This is a genomic window from Saccharopolyspora galaxeae, assembly GCF_016526145.1.
GTDB classification, from domain to species: Bacteria; Actinomycetota; Actinomycetes; order Mycobacteriales; family Pseudonocardiaceae; genus Saccharopolyspora_C; species Saccharopolyspora_C galaxeae.
This window is the reverse complement of the sequence record NZ_JADDUE010000002.1, coordinates 283,365-297,243: the sequence shown is the minus strand read 5'-3', so window position 1 is coordinate 297,243 and position 13,879 is coordinate 283,365. Positions and strand designations below refer to the sequence as shown.

Annotated in this window: 17 protein-coding genes and 2 tRNA genes; 5 read left to right on the top strand and 14 right to left on the bottom strand. The window is 68.9% G+C overall.

What is annotated here, in order from left to right; genetic code table 11:
• Positions 1-9: 9 nt before the first annotated feature.
• Positions 10-726 (bottom strand): class I SAM-dependent methyltransferase, encoded by a 717-nt coding sequence (locus INP57_RS05720; RefSeq protein ID WP_200068980.1) that lies wholly within the window; start codon positions 724-726, stop codon positions 10-12.
• Positions 727-824: 98 nt separating this feature from the next.
• Between INP57_RS05720 and INP57_RS05715 the strand changes: the two genes are divergently transcribed.
• Complete coding sequence (locus INP57_RS05715; protein ID WP_200068979.1) at positions 825-1,430, top strand: TetR family transcriptional regulator; 606 nt, start codon at positions 825-827, stop codon at positions 1,428-1,430.
• A 38-nt stretch (positions 1,431-1,468) separates the two neighbouring features.
• Here INP57_RS05715 and INP57_RS05710 read toward each other — a convergent pair whose 3' ends face one another.
• Entirely contained in the window at positions 1,469-2,395 is a 927-nt protein-coding gene (locus INP57_RS05710; RefSeq protein WP_295149588.1) for an LCP family protein, read from the bottom strand.
• Positions 2,396-2,808: 413 nt separating this feature from the next.
• Here INP57_RS05710 and INP57_RS29360 point away from each other — a divergent pair, with 413 nt between their 5' ends.
• A complete protein-coding gene (locus INP57_RS29360) occupies positions 2,809-3,279 on the top strand; it encodes a hypothetical protein (protein ID WP_233626952.1) in 471 nt (156 codons plus the stop codon).
• Between the two features lie 67 nt (positions 3,280-3,346).
• Here INP57_RS29360 and INP57_RS05700 read toward each other — a convergent pair whose 3' ends face one another.
• The 11 genes from INP57_RS05700 to INP57_RS05650 all read right to left on the bottom strand — a co-directional run bounded on the left by INP57_RS05700 (position 3,347) and on the right by INP57_RS05650 (position 9,863).
• Complete coding sequence (locus INP57_RS05700) at positions 3,347-3,670, bottom strand: SCO6045 C-terminal-like domain-containing protein (protein WP_200068977.1); 324 nt, start codon at positions 3,668-3,670, stop codon at positions 3,347-3,349.
• Complete coding sequence (locus INP57_RS05695; RefSeq protein WP_233626951.1) at positions 3,667-4,479, bottom strand: MbnB/TglH/ChrH family RiPP precursor modification enzyme; 813 nt, start codon at positions 4,477-4,479, stop codon at positions 3,667-3,669. The genes INP57_RS05700 and INP57_RS05695 overlap by 4 nt, the downstream gene beginning before the upstream one ends.
• Complete coding sequence (locus INP57_RS05690) at positions 4,476-5,333, bottom strand: TIGR04222 domain-containing membrane protein (RefSeq protein ID WP_200068976.1); 858 nt, start codon at positions 5,331-5,333, stop codon at positions 4,476-4,478. The genes INP57_RS05695 and INP57_RS05690 overlap by 4 nt, the downstream gene beginning before the upstream one ends.
• A 162-nt stretch (positions 5,334-5,495) precedes the next feature.
• Complete coding sequence (locus INP57_RS05685) at positions 5,496-6,788, bottom strand: MFS transporter (RefSeq protein ID WP_200068975.1); 1,293 nt, start codon at positions 6,786-6,788, stop codon at positions 5,496-5,498.
• A 372-nt stretch (positions 6,789-7,160) separates the two neighbouring features.
• Positions 7,161-7,361 (bottom strand): hypothetical protein, encoded by a 201-nt coding sequence (locus tag INP57_RS05680; protein WP_200068974.1) that lies wholly within the window; start codon positions 7,359-7,361, stop codon positions 7,161-7,163.
• A gap of 256 nt (positions 7,362-7,617) precedes the next feature.
• Complete coding sequence (locus INP57_RS05675) at positions 7,618-8,316, bottom strand: maleylpyruvate isomerase family mycothiol-dependent enzyme (RefSeq protein WP_233626950.1); 699 nt, start codon at positions 8,314-8,316, stop codon at positions 7,618-7,620.
• Positions 8,317-8,512: 196 nt separating this feature from the next.
• Positions 8,513-8,749 carry a hypothetical protein gene (locus INP57_RS05670; protein WP_200068973.1) on the bottom strand — a complete coding sequence of 79 codons (237 nt, stop codon included), beginning with the start codon at positions 8,747-8,749 and terminating at the stop codon, positions 8,513-8,515.
• A gap of 76 nt (positions 8,750-8,825) precedes the next feature.
• Positions 8,826-8,897: transfer RNA gene (locus INP57_RS05665), tRNA-OTHER, on the bottom strand.
• A gap of 110 nt (positions 8,898-9,007) precedes the next feature.
• Positions 9,008-9,361 carry a CopG family antitoxin gene (locus INP57_RS05660; protein WP_200068972.1) on the bottom strand — a complete coding sequence of 118 codons (354 nt, stop codon included), beginning with the start codon at positions 9,359-9,361 and terminating at the stop codon, positions 9,008-9,010.
• A 2-nt stretch (positions 9,362-9,363) separates the two neighbouring features.
• Positions 9,364-9,645: a hypothetical protein gene (locus tag INP57_RS05655; RefSeq protein ID WP_200068971.1), complete on the bottom strand. Its 282-nt coding sequence runs from the start codon at positions 9,643-9,645 to the stop codon at positions 9,364-9,366.
• Between the two features lie 137 nt (positions 9,646-9,782).
• Positions 9,783-9,863: transfer RNA gene (locus INP57_RS05650), tRNA-Tyr, on the bottom strand.
• Positions 9,864-9,989: 126 nt separating this feature from the next.
• On the opposite strand from INP57_RS05650, the gene INP57_RS05645 reads away from it, so the two are divergent.
• A complete protein-coding gene (locus INP57_RS05645; protein WP_200068970.1) occupies positions 9,990-10,481 on the top strand; it encodes a YajQ family cyclic di-GMP-binding protein in 492 nt (163 codons plus the stop codon).
• Positions 10,482-10,734: 253 nt separating this feature from the next.
• The gene (gene rfbA, locus INP57_RS05640) at positions 10,735-11,616 is read left to right on the top strand and encodes a glucose-1-phosphate thymidylyltransferase RfbA (protein WP_200068969.1); all 882 of its coding nucleotides are present in this window, start codon (positions 10,735-10,737) and stop codon (positions 11,614-11,616) included.
• A 49-nt stretch (positions 11,617-11,665) separates the two neighbouring features.
• Here the strand turns inward: rfbA and htpX are convergent, their stop codons facing one another.
• On the bottom strand, positions 11,666-12,550 hold the full coding sequence (gene htpX, locus INP57_RS05635; RefSeq protein WP_200069373.1) for a zinc metalloprotease HtpX: 885 nt from the start codon (positions 12,548-12,550) through the stop codon (positions 11,666-11,668).
• 306 nt (positions 12,551-12,856) lie between these two features.
• Between htpX and INP57_RS05630 the strand changes: the two genes are divergently transcribed.
• Positions 12,857-13,771, top strand: a complete 915-nt coding sequence (locus INP57_RS05630; protein WP_200068968.1) for a YceI family protein — start codon at positions 12,857-12,859, stop codon at positions 13,769-13,771.
• Positions 13,772-13,879: the final 108 nt, after the last annotated feature.

Below are 13,879 nucleotides of genomic sequence, written 5' to 3'. Positions count from 1 at the left end.
CGCCGGAAGTCAGGCCCGTTCGGCCTGCAAGTGCCACATCGGGAAGGTGAACCGGCCGTTGTCGTCGGTGATCGCCGCACCGGCGTCGAAGGGCATGAATTGCTCGAAATGGCGCGCCGCGGTTTCCGGGTCGAACGCCCCGGAGTAGCGGACCTGCTCGATCGCGTTGATCCGCCAGTGCTCGCCGAGGTTCGTGCGCAGGTCGTCCTGGCTGACCGTCGCGGGCGCCGGTGCGTCTTCGACGTCGGCGAAGCAGAGCACGTGCAGCTTGGCGCCGGGTTTGGTGACCCGGTGCAGCGCTGCGCCGTACGCGGCGCGCGACTCCGCGGGCAGGCAGTGGTAGAGGGCGCTGTCCAGGACGGTGTCGAACTCCTGCGGAACCCCTTCCATGGTGGTCGCGTCGGCGACCTGGAAGTCGGCCCGGACCCCGCGGGCGGCCGCGCGTTCACGCGCCGTTCCGAGCGCCGTCGCCGATCCGTCCACACCGGTCACGGAATAGCCGCGCTCGGCGAGGAAGATCGCGTTGTCGCCGGGCCCGCATCCGGCGTCGAGCACGCGGCCGGTGATGCCGCCGTCCCGCTCCAGCTGCACGAGCACCGGCTGGGGCTCGCCGATGTCCCACGGCGCGCGGTCGAACTCGATGTCGGCGAACCCGCCTTCACCTCGGTAGAAGGACTCGAAGTCGACGCTTCCGATGTCGATTCCGGCTCCGGACCGATTGGTCATGCATCGCTCCCTGGCTGTATTAATCGGACGGTCGGTAGATTACTCCGGCCGTCAAGCTGACCCTGTCCGCTAGCCTCTGCCCCTCGAGGAGGTCCGAAATGGCACGAACGACCGGTAGCTCCGCGGCCCGCACCCGGGCGCGGGTGCTGCAAGCGGCCCGCGAGCTGTTCACCGAGCGCAGCTACGCGGGCACGTCGATCCGGGACATCGCCGAGCGCCTGGAGATGACGAAAGCCGCGCTGTACTACCACTTCCCGGCCAAGGAGGACCTGCTGCGCGAGCTCGTCGCGCCGGTCGTCGACGAGCTCGGCGCGTGCGTGCGGGCGGCCGAGGACGGCAGCGAATCCTCGCGGCGGCTGCTGCGCCGGGTCGTCGACCTCTTCGACGACCACCGGCACATCATCCGCGGCACCCTCTACGACGCTTCGGCGCGCAGCGTGCTGCTGGCCAAGGACGACATGTTCGCCGACGTCCGGGCGCTGGAGAACGCCTTGGCAGCCTCCGACGACCCGGCCGACCTGCTGCTGGCCCGGTGCGCGATCGGCACGGTGCGCGGCGCGATCATCTCCACCGGCGACATCGACTCGCTGGCGCTGAACCGACCGCCGGAGGCCGACGTCGGTCCGCGCCTTTCCGAGCAGGACCGCGAGCTGGTCACGAACGCGGCGGTCGCGGTGCTCGACACCGGTGCGCGCGACGACTGAGGCCGGGCCCGCGCGACGACGCGGGCCCGGCCGCGGGTTCAGCCGCCGAACCCGGCGCCCGCCGCGCCCGCGGGCACCGGCTCGTCCTTCGCCAGCGCGCCGAACAGCTGGGCGGCCTTCTCCGCATCCCACTTGATCACCGACGCGCCGTCGCTGCTCTCGCCGAAACCGCTCATCGGCACCGTGGTCGTGATGCCCTTGCCGGAGGCGATCCCGTTCATCGCGAACGCCAGGGCGCCCAGATGCCACACGTGCTCGTCGCGACCGACCAGGAACGCCCCGGAGGTGTCGGTGATCAGCGGGAACAACCGGAACGGGTTGAGCAGCACCTGCGGACTCGACGCCCGCTCGGTCAGCGCGGCGAGGAATTCCCGCTGGTGCTCGACGCGGTCGAGGTCGCCGCGGGAGGACGCGCGGCTGCGCACGTAGCCCAGCGCCTGCGGGCCGTTCACCGTCTGGCAACCGGGCTGCAGGTCCAAGCTCGCCTTCGGGTCGGTCATCCGCTCCTTGACGCACAGGTCGACGCCGCCGACGGCGTCGGTGATGTCGGCGAAGCCGCCGAGGCCGATCTCCGCGTAGTGATCGATGCGCACTCCGGTGGCGCCCTCGACGGTGCGGCTGAGCAGCTCCGGCCCGCCGTAGGCGAAGGCTGCGTTGAGCTTGTCCTTGCCCTTGCCCGGGATCCGCACGTAGGAGTCGCGCGGCAGGCTCACCATCGTCGGCTCCCCGCCGCTTTCCGGGATGTGCACCAGCATCATCGTGTCGGTGCGCCTACCGGCCGCATCGCCGGTGCCCAGTTCGGCCTGCCGCTCGGCGTCCAGCCCTTCGCGGCTGTCCGAACCCACCAGCAGCCAGTTCGTGCCGGGACCGGCAGCGGGCCGTTCGCCGCCCGCGGGCAACGCGTCCTCCCGCTTCAACGACATGTCCACGTACAGGCCGAAGCCGGCCAGGGCCAGCAGCAGCACGACGAGGACGATCAGGACGTTTCGTCCGGTACGCCGTTTCCGGCGAGTTCGCCGCGGCGGTGCGTCATTCGGCTGTCGCGCTGTGTAAGTCATTCCGCCCTCGAATTCGCGCCCAGCGGCGCACCGTTGTCCTGTGCCGTGCGGCGCGCAAGCATGGCCAAAATGCGCGTGCCGGGTTAGGACGAAAACCACACGGAAAAGCAACGATGCGCAAACGCGGCCATCACGCAGGAATAACTCGTTGCATTCATCGACTAATCCGTTGCGGATTTCAACAATCGTTTCCGCTGGCACGGTCGGGGGTGCCGAACGATTTTCGCGTTCGTCGCGCGTTACTGCGCCGTCCCGCCCACTTCGCGCGCGACCGGCGCGGGGTTGTTGCCGCCTGTCAGCGGTCCGCACAATCGCCGCCCATGAACCATCCCCAGCGCGGCCCTAATCAGTACCCGCAGTACGGAAATCCGCCCCCGCCCGGGCACGGACCGCATTACGGGTACGACCAGAATCCTTACCCGCCGCACCAGTACGATCACGGTGCGCCGCCGGACGGCTATTACGACCGGCCACCGGAAGGCCGCTCCAGGGACGGGCGCGGCGACCGCGGCGACTCCGGCGCCAATACGCTCGCCAACATCGTCGACGTCCTCACCAGCGTGATCGTGCTGGCTTTCGTGCTGCACATCCTGTTCGTCGTTTTCGACGCGAACCAGGGAAACCAATTCGTCTCCGCCGTCTACACCCTGGCCAAGACGCTGGTGCTGGGCTTGGGCGACGTGTTCACGCCGAACGACGCGCTGCTGGGCGTCGTGCTCAACTACGGGGTGGCGGCGCTGGTCTACCTGGTCATCGGCCGACTGATCGCCAGAGCGCTCCGGCGCAGGTGAACCGCTTCCCGGCGGCGTGCGCGCGCAGCCACGCGCGCACGCCGCCGCGGCCGCACGAAGACCGCGGTCAGCGGCGCGGCAGCCACCTCCGGCGGCGCAGCTCCCCGCGCCGGGAAAGCCAACCGGCGAATTCCGCGGCATCCGCGCGAGCTTTGGAACCGGCCGCGCGCGGCTGCTCCGCGGCGTAGCGCTCGAACAACGACCGGAACCGGTCGCCGAGCAGTTCCGGCAAGTCCGGACGCAGCCGCGCGACGACTCGCCGCCGCTTGTCCAGCAACGCCTGCTGCTGAACCCGCAACTGCGCGCGGTCGAACCCCGGCGGGTCCTGGCGCTGACCGAGCAACGCGCCCAGCAGTTCCGCTTGCTGGGCCGCCAGCCGCTCCCGGCTCACCGCGCCACCGCCCGGCGAATCGCGGCGAGCTCGGCGGCCAGCTCGTCGTCATCGGGGAACCGGTCGTCCCGTTCCAGCAGCACCCCGCGCGGCCGGGTGCGCGCACCCAGCTCGCAGAGCAGTTCCAGCACTTCCGGCAACACCGGGTGAGCGTGCGTGTCGTGGTAGGTGCCGTCGCGCCAGACACCGCCACCGACGTGCACGTAAGCGACTCGTTCCAGCGGCACGGTGTCCAGGAACGCAGCGGGGTCGGTGCCGAGGTTGTGCGCGTTGGCGTAGAGGTTGGCGACGTCCACGATCAGCAGGCAGCCGGTGCGCTCGACGAGCCTGGCGAGGAACTCCGCTTCGCCGAACTCGGCACCCGGCCATTCCACCAGCGCGGCCACGTGCTCCAGGGCCAGCGGGACCGGGAGCTCGTCCTGGGCGCGCCGCACGTTGTCGACCAGCACGTCCAGCGATTCGCGGGTGCGCGGTGGCGGGAGGATGTGCCCGGCTTCCCACTCGCCGGCGCGGGTGAATGCGACGTGGTCGCTGACCAGCGGCGCGTCGACCGCCGCGGCCACTCGCGCCAGGTGCCGCACCCGCTCGGTCCGCAGCGGTTCCGCTCCGGCCAGCGACAGCGACACGGCGTGCGGCAAGGCGGGCGTTCCCCGTTGCAGCAGCAGGCGCAGCGACTCCGGGATGCGGCGCGGGTCGACGTCCTCGGCGATGAACTCGACGAAATCGGTCCGCAGCCGTTCCACGGTGAGATCGATTTCGGCCCGCCAGCCGATCCCGACACCCAGCACCGGTGATTCCGAGGCGGTCAACCGCCGCCTCCTCCGCCGCAGCCACCACCACCGCCACCGCCGCAGCCACCGCCACCACCGACGCCGCCCGCTCGTCCGCCGCGAGCGGAGTTCGGCGGCTCCAGCAGCTCCGCGATCGTCCGGTCCGGGTAGGCGCTCAGGCCGTACGCGGCGACCTGGTTGGCGGCGTCATCCTCCGGCAACCGGGAAGCGTGGTCCTGCGTGCCGCTCTCGGCGTGCTTGCCCGTGCTCGGCCGCACAACGGCGTCCCCGGCGTCCGTGGGCATCGGGTGCCCGCATTTCCCGGCCGCGAACAGCCACACGAAAAGCGTGATCGCCAACTCGATGATCAGGCCGCCGATCGGGAAGCCGAGCTCTGCCCCGTTGACCGCCCGCACCACGTTGATCAGCATCAACACCGGAAAGCCCCACAGCAGGACCAGCAACATCGTGCGATGGCGGGCGGAGACGATCAGGCGGTCTTCGCGCAGCAGGTGCAGCAGCGAGTCGCAGTACTCGCTCTCCTTGAACTGCGCGCGAACTCGGCTGACGGTGCTGCGGTCACCGAGCCCCTCCAGCAGTTGGCGCTGCACGTCGTCGGCGGGCCTGCGGCCGGTGCTGTAGAGCTCGCGGCGCCGGTTCACCCGAACCGCCCCGAGTTCGATCAATCCCGCCAACGCGGTGTCGGCCACCCGTCCCGACGCGCCGTTGAGGTATGCCCTGGCGTAGAGACCGGGATCCGTTTTCTCGCCCGCCCAGACCTGCTTCTCCTTCGCCTGCGCGCGAACCGCGAACAGGCATACGCACAACATGGCCAGGACCAGCGCGTACGCCAGCAGGTAATCCGGGCCGTTCAGTCCCCACGGACTGTCCACGCGTTCCCCCTCGACATGGCATCCCCCGAGCTGCACCGCACTTTAGAACAACCAAGCCGATCGCAGAGAGGGCTGATCCGGGGAAACGGAAACGGGCTGCACCGGGCGCGAACAGCCGAATGGCGGGCGACCGCAGCCGCCCGCCATTCGTGAATTCGCCGGTCAGACCGCGGCCAGCTCCGGTTCGCGCTGCGGCCGGGCCGGCGCGAGCTCGTCGGTCCCGGACCCCTCGGCCACCGTCTCCTCGGACGCGGCCTCCTCGGACACCGACTCGTCGGACGCCGACCGGGCGGGGACCTTGCGCTGAACCTTGCGGTCCACGCTCGCCGACACCACGGCCAGCCCCAGCCCGAGCATGGTCAACGCGGACCCGACCATGCTGGGACCGGTCAGCCCGAGCCCGTGGGCGATGGCGAGACCGCCCAGGCAGGCGCCGATGGAGTTCGCGATGTTGAAGGCGGACTGCACGGCCGCCGAGACCAGCAGCGGCGTTCCACCGGCCTTCTCCATGATCATCGCTTGCATGATCGGCGCGACCATGAAGCCGCCGACACCGATCAGGAAGACCGTCACCGCGGCGGCCACCTGGTTGCCCGATGTGACCGTGAACGCACCGAGCACCGCCGCGACGCCGATCAGCGCGGCGTAGAGGCCGGGCACCAGCGCCTTGTCGGCCACCCGGCCGCCGAGGACGTTGCCGACCGTCATGCCGAGCCCGGCCACCATCAGCAGCACCGTCGCGCCGGTCTCGGAGTAACCGGACACGCCGGTGAGGATGGGCGTCAGGTAGCTCAGGCACGCGAACGTGCCGCCCAGACCGAAGGTGACGATCGCCAGCGCCAGCCACACCTGCGGCTTGCGGAAGGCGGCGAGCTGGCCGCGCACCGAGGTCTCCTCCGGCCCCGGCCTGCCCATGGCGGGCAGCAAGCGGGCGATGGCGGCGATGGCGAGGACGCCGACCGCGGCGACGACGGCGAACGTGGCGCGCCAGCCGACCTGCTGGCCCAGCAGCGTGCCCAGCGGGACGCCGACGACGTTGGCCAGCGTCAGGCCCATGAACATCATCGAGACGGCCTTGGCCCGGTCGGCCTTGCGCACGAGGCCGGCTGCGACCACGGCCCCGACGCCGAAGAAGGCGCCGTGCGGCAGCCCGGCCACGAAGCGGAACGCCATGCCCACTCCGGCGCTCGGCGCCAGCGCGAACAGCGCATTGCCCGCGGTGAACAGCCCCATGGTTCCCATCAGGACGGTCTTCCTGGGTAGCCGGTTGCCCAGCAGCGTGAGGGTCGGCGCCCCGATCACGACCCCCAGCGCGTAGCCGGTGATCAGGTTCCCGGCAGTGGATATCGAAACGCCGAGGTCGGCGGCGGCCTGCGGCAGCACGCCCATCATGACGAATTCGGTCGTGCCGATACCGAATGCGCCGAGGGCGAGTGCGAGCAGCGCTATGGGCACAGTTCTCCTCTCGGGGGAAGCGGAGTGATGAGGCAGCGCCATTGCTGAATCGATACAGGCTTTGCTCAAAAGAAGAGACAGTCGGTCGCGGTGGAGGTCGCTGTCGGCTGTCTTGGTTCCCAGTCTCCGAGCTCCGCCGAGGACGTGTCCACCCAGCTGGCGGTGAACCTCACCACCGGGCGTAGCAACGGCGGCGTCCGGTTGTCACCCACTCGTTGGGCCAACCTGCGGAGTCCTCTCGCAGGTCACGCGAGTGATGGCACCCCGTGACCGACTGCAGCGCACCCAGCGCTGCACCGCCCCGAACACCGACGAATCAGACAATGCACAGCTTCGCTGAGCTAGTTCTAGCCGACGTCTCGGGGGTGCTGATCAATTGCGGCGTCGCCGAGTTGGCACCCATCCCATGACCAGGCCCAGCACCACGAGGCTCACGACGATTGCCGCGCCCGCAACGACCAAGTTCGGTGTTCTGATCAAGTCGAACAGGTTCAGCGCAGCCAACGCCACAACACCGCCGCAGAGCACGAGCAGCACGCCGACCGCGATCCGTTGTTTGACCGGATGACTCATAGCGCCGTTGCCCGAACGGATTGCAGACCACCGGCGTGAACGGCGGCGCACCGATCAAGTACACGTAGCTCGAGCCGTTCTCGTGCTTGCACACGTTCACCACGGCGGAAAGGAACGCGAGCACTGCTGAAATGGCGCCGGCAGGCGCGCTGTTCCCCAGCTGCACCGACACCGGCCACAATGACCGATTCACCCGCGGCGCAGGTCGAGACCTTGCCGGCAAGATACGAGTCCAAGCTGACGGCGCCCGTCCGAATCAAATGCGCGGCCACGCGGCGACGAGCTCCCGGTCGCCGCTGACGAACAGGCCCAGCGGGTCACGCCGGTGCCACAGTCCGAGCAGCAGGTCGGAAGCAGCGCCGCGCAGGGTGGTCACCGGGCCCGGGCGCGGCAGATCGCGGCGGACGTGCCGGTCGAGATCGGTCATTTCGAGGACGATCGTGGCCTCCGCCTCGGGTGTCGCGCCACCGGCGAGCGCGGTGCCGATGAACACGTGCAGGTACTCATCGACGCCGTCGAGCGCGATGTCGGCAGGCACCGGGTCCGGACTGCGACTGATCAGCCGCGCCGCGTCCCAGCGGTGAATCGCCACGTCCTGCGCGCAGCGGCGCAGCCAAAACTTCGCGGTCTGCGGCCCGATCGACCAGTTCGGCACCGCTGCCTGCGGATCGGTCCCGCGCAGCAGCGAGAGCAGCTCCTCGAGAGTCCGATCCCACTCCAGCGTGCAAGCCCCGGGATCGATAACGGGAACCGGAGCCGCGATGTCGCCCTTCCCGTCGTACAAGCCGCGCAGCCAGCGGGTGAAACCGGTCAGGTGCGCGAGCAGATCCGCGCCGGTCCAGTCCGGACAGCTCGGCACGGTCTGCGCAGGGTGCAACCGGCACAGCCGGCCGATCTCGGCGCCGTCCACGGCGATGCTGTCGAGGTAACGACCGGGGGCCAGCGGCGACATCATGGCGTCGAGTGTTTCAACTCGACGCCGAGGCGGCGCCCGATTTCGCCGACCTCCCGGCATCTCACCGCGACCATGCTCCCCGCCTCGGGGTGCGAGAGCTCGCTAATCAGCGAGTAATCCGTTCGCGAGAGCGGTGCAGGAGCCTCCCGCAGCCTGCTGATCGGACCCCGTGCCACCAGAACTCCCGGCGAAGGAGTCAGGGGTCGTCGGTGTCCTTGCGGCGGCGTGACGTGATGAACGCTCTGATTCCGATCACGATCCCGATGAGGATGGCGAGTTCGCCCATCGTGATCAGTGTTGCGGCTCCGAAGTGAACCCCCGTGCCGGGAGTGTGGACCGATAAGGACCACACGAGTCCCGCGACGAACACGGCCACACCGGACAGGACGACGCTCAACGGACGTGCAGCGGGTTTACGCGCGAGACCCATCACAGCGGATTTCCTTGTCGGACAGCGCACAATGACCCGGTGACCGTTTCGGCAGGTCACCGGGGCGTCGTGGCTGGTGTGCCGGGTAGAGGATTCGAACCTTTGAAGCTTGCGCGGCTGATTTACAGTCAGCTCCCTGACCACACCTGGCCTGCCAGTCAAGGCCGAGCACAGGTTGCCATGGCCGGTGATCGGCCAGACGACTCCGCCCGGCGGTCGGCCCACGGCCGGGTGCCCGCGAGCCGTCGGTGGTTGATCGGGTCAGCGCTCGGTCGTAGCGGGTTTCGAGTCGAGTTCGGCCTCGATGCGAGCGAGGCGCTGGTTAATCTCTGCTAGCTCGTCGCTGTGCACCGAGTGGGTTTCATACACAGCCTGCTCAACGATCTCTCGCAGCAGAGCGGTGTACCGGACCCCCCGTGCTTGAGCGAGCTTCTTCAACGCCTCGACCACATCGGCCGGAAGCCGCAGAGATGTCGTCTTCATCGGCTGTGGTTCGACCCACTGCCCTTGTTCCATCTCTTCGGAGGTGTCATGTGCGTCGTAGTAGGCGGCCAGCTCATCGAGCTCTTCGGTCGACCTCGCTTGACCTTGATCCTTTTTCTTCGTTGCCGTCATAGTTATCGCGCCTTCCGCAGGAACGTTTGCTTCTCGCTCGGCGTCATATCGCGTGCGGTCACGATGTAAGCCGCACCAGGGTGGCCGTTGGCAGGCGCTACCACCACGAACAGGTAGCGCCCTGCATAGGTGCGTCCGTAAATCAGCGTGGTGTTGCCCCGCCCAGAGACCATCCAGTGCGGACGTTCGAGGATGGCTTCTCGGGTCTCTTTCAGCGTCACGCCATGCCGAGCGATGTGCTGTGCGGACCTCTCGCTCTCTTTCACCTCCTTGAACTGAGCCATAGGCACAGCGTAATGCAAACGCATTACGCAATGCAAGCGCATTACGTCGGCCCTGCCTAGCGGCGCTACGGCCGCGCGGCAACACAAAACGGCCCGGTGCCCTGTCTGTGCAGGTCACCGGGCCGTCGTGGCTGGTGTGCCGGGTAGAGGATTCGAACCTCTGAAGCTTGCGCGGCTGATTTACAGTCAGCTCCCTTTGGCCACTCGGGCAACCCGGCGGTGCGAACCAGCGCCTGCTGGCTTGCGGGCTCAAGGGTACAGAAGCGCGGCGAACGGCTCGGCGAGGGGGGGCGGGCCGGTAGCGTGGCCGGGCGAAGTGACTGACGTCAGCAGGAGGTTGTGCGGTGGCAGACCCGTCGTTCGACGTGGTGAGCAAGGTGGACCGGCAGGAGGTGGACAACGCGCTGAACCAGGCGAGCAAGGAGCTGTCCAACCGTTTCGACTTCCGCGGCACCGGTACCAAGATCGAGTGGTCCGGGCAGGAGGCGATCACGCTGGAGTCCGAGACCGAGGAGCGCTGCCGGGCCGCGATCGACGTGTTCAAGGAGAAGTTGATCAAGCGCGGGGTCTCGTTGAAGGCGTTCGACGTCGGCGATCCCGCCAACTCCGGCCAGGTGTACCGGGTCACCGGCAAGGTCAAGCAGGGCATCGAGCAGGACGTCGCGAAGAAGATCTCCAAGAAGATCCGCGACGAGGCGCCGAAGGGCGTGCAGGCCCAGATCCAGGGCGACCAGCTGCGGGTGTCCGGCAAGAAGAAGGACCACTTGCAGGACGTGATCCAGCTGCTGAAGTCGTCGGACTTCGAGGTCGCGCTGCAGTTCGAGAACTTCCGCTGAAGATCCGCGCGCCCGGGCCGGGTGCCGCTCGGGGGACAGGCGGCACCCGGTCCGGGCGTTCGAGGCTCCGGGAACCGCCCGGAGCACCCCGAGTGGGATGCGGAGACCCCGCGGGATGTGTCGCTCGGCGGGCGGTTGAACGTTTCACCAGTTCTGCCCGCCCACGGCAACGAGTCCTGGTGGAAACTGCCATCCGGCCGTCGGGATTCCTCTACGGTGGTGAGCGACCGAACGGGCGCTGGAGGGATGCCGGGTGAAGGGAATCGTGCTGGCCGGTGGCAGCGGCACCCGGCTGCACCCGTTGACGCAGGGCGTGTCCAAGCAGCTGCTGCCGGTTTACGACAAGCCGATGGTCTACTACCCGCTGTCGGTGCTGATGCTCGCCGGGATCCGCGACGTACTGCTGATCTCCACCCCGGTCGACCTGCCGCTGTTCCAGCGGCTGCTCGGGGACGGTTCGCAGTTCGGGCTGCGCATCGAATACGCCGAGCAGCCGCAGCCGAACGGGCTCGCCGAGGCGTTCGTGATCGGCGCGGATTTCATCGGCGATGATCCGGTGGCGCTGGTGCTGGGCGACAACATCTTCTACGGGCAGGGCTTCTCGCGGGTGTTGCAGCGCAGCGCCCAAGAACTGGACGGCTGCATGCTGTTCGGATACCCGGTGCGCGACCCGCAGCGCTACGGCGTCGGCGAGATCGACGCGGACGGCAAGCTCCGATCGATCGTGGAGAAGCCGCAGCAGCCGCGCTCCAACAAGGCCATCACCGGCCTGTACTTCTACGACAACGACGTGGTCCGCATCGCAGGCGAGCTGCGGCCGTCGGCGCGCGGCGAACTCGAGATCACCGACGTCAACAACGCGTACGTGGCGGCCGGGCGGGCGCAGCTGACCGAACTCGGCCGCGGCTACGCCTGGCTGGACACCGGTACGCACGACTCGCTGCTGGAAGCCGGCCAGTTCGTGCAGGTGCTGGAGCACCGCCAAGGGGTGCGGATCGCGTGCCTCGAGGAGATAGCGCTGCGGATGGGCTACATCTCCGCCGACGACTGCCACGCGCTGGGCAGCAAGCTCGCCAAATCCGCCTACGGCGAGTACGTCATGGACATCGCGCGCGCCGCGGGCGCCACCGGCTGAACCGGAGCGGGTCTGCGGCGTCGGACCGAATCAGGGTTCCGGGGCGGAATCATGGCGCCGAGCGCCGACCCGCCATGCCTTCCAAGCGCTGCACCCGGTCGCTGATCGGCGGGTGCGTGGAGAACATCCGCGCCATCCGCTCACCCGGCCGGAACGGGTTCGCGATCATCAGGTGCGATTGCGAAACCAGCTGCGGCTCCGGTGCCAGCGGCGCCTGCTGCGTACCGCGCTCCAGCTTGCGCAGCGCCGAGGCCAACGCCAGGGGGTCACCGGTGAGCTCCGAGCCCGACGCGTCCGCCTGGTACTCCCGCGAGCGGCTCACCGCCATCTGCACCACCGCGGCCGCGACCGGCCCCAGCAGCGCGACGAGCAGCATCGCCACCGGGCTCGGCCGGTCCTCGTCGTCGCCGCCGAACATGCCGAACAACATCCCGAAGTTCGCCAGGAACGTCACCACCGACGCCAGCGCACCGGCCACGCTGGAGATCAGGATGTCCCGGTTGTACACGTGCGAGAGCTCGTGCCCGAGCACCGCGCGCAGCTCCCGCTCGTCCAGCAGCTCCAGGATTCCGGTGGTGCAGCACACCGCGGCGTTGCGCGGGTTGCGGCCGGTGGCGAACGCGTTCGGTGCCTTGGTGGGGCTGATGTAGAGCGTCGGCATCGGTTGCCGCGCCGAGGTCGCCAGCTCCCGCACGATCCGGTACATGGCGGGCTGCTGCGCCTCCGAGACCGGCTGCGCGTGCATCGAGCGCAACGCCAGCTTCGCCGAGTTGAAGTACGAGTACCCGTTCATCCCCAGCGCCACCAGCAGCCCCACGACGAGGCCGACCCGCCCGAACAGCCCGCCGATCAGCACGACCAGCGCACTCAGGCCGCCGAGCAGCACCGCGGTCTTCAGACCGTTGAGGTGCCCGCCGAATCCGTGTCCGCGCATGGTCTCGCCCACTCGTCCTTCGCCTCCGGGTGCCGCGTGCCACGACCCGCGCCCAGCGCCGGGTCCACTTGGGAAACGAGCGGTGCGGGGGCGAAGTTCCGCTATCGGGACGTGCCGCAGGCCACCCGCCGGCGGAACCGGAGTTTTTTCGTCCGCTGTGCACGTTGCAACGCTGACCTGCACCGGAACGATCAGCCCGCACGGGACCGGATGCGCAAGATCGACCGGGCCTAGCATGACCCGCGCCACCTAGTCGCACGACTTTCCCGCCCGGGGGGTGGCGGGAGAGCGGAAAGGAACGAAGAGATGTTCGCCAGACTGCGCAAACGCCGATCGAGCAACGGCGCCGCGCCCCGCCCCGGTGCGGGCAACGCCGGCTACCTTCCCGAAACCCCCCTCGACGGCGGTGTGATCAGCTGCCAGGTGCACGACGAGCAGGGCAGGCTGCTGCCGGGCGCCACCGTCACGATCAACGACCGGCTCGGCCAGGTGATCGCCCAAGCAGACACCGACACCTACGGATCGTTCCTGGCCACCGTCCAGCCGGGGGAGCACAAGATCTCCATCAACGCGGGGGGCTACAAGCGCAAGAGCACCCGCATCGAGGTGCGGGTCAACCAGCACACCTCGCTCGGCGGGGTGCAGCTGGAACAGGACGAGTCGCTCGCGCTGCCGCAGCCCGGGGTGTGGAACTTCGACCCGATGCACACCGAGATGCACTTCGTGGCCCAGCACGTGGGCATGTCGAAGATCCGCGGCCGGTTCAACAACTTCGAGGGCCGCATCCAGATCGCGCCGCGGTTCGAGGACTCGCGGATCGACGTGGTGATCGACGCGGACAGCATCGACACCGGCGTCGACATGCGCGACAACCACCTGCGCTCCAGCGACTTCCTGGACGTGGAGAAGTACCCGAAGCTGTACTTCACCAGCAGCAAGTTCCAGCAGGTGCGCGGGGACCGCTGGCTGATCGACGGGATGTTCACGCTGCGCGGCACCAGCAGTCCCGTGCAGCTCGACACCGCCTACCTCGGGCAGCGGTACTGGAACGCCCCCGGAACCGGTTTCGACCCGCACCAGCGGGCGGCGTGCAAGGCCACGACCACGCTCCGCCGCGAGGATTACGCGGTGAACTGGAAGACCGCCCTGTCCACCGGCATCGCGATCGTCGGTTCCACGATCGACATCGAACTCGGCGTGCAGGCCGTGCTGGAGGAGTGACCGCCCGCGCCGGCGGTTGCGGGGAACCGTCGGCGCTTCGCAGACGCGAGCGGCTGCGGGCCGCTGCGAGCGGGTTCGGGGAAGCGGCGAAGACGCTTGCGGCCGAGC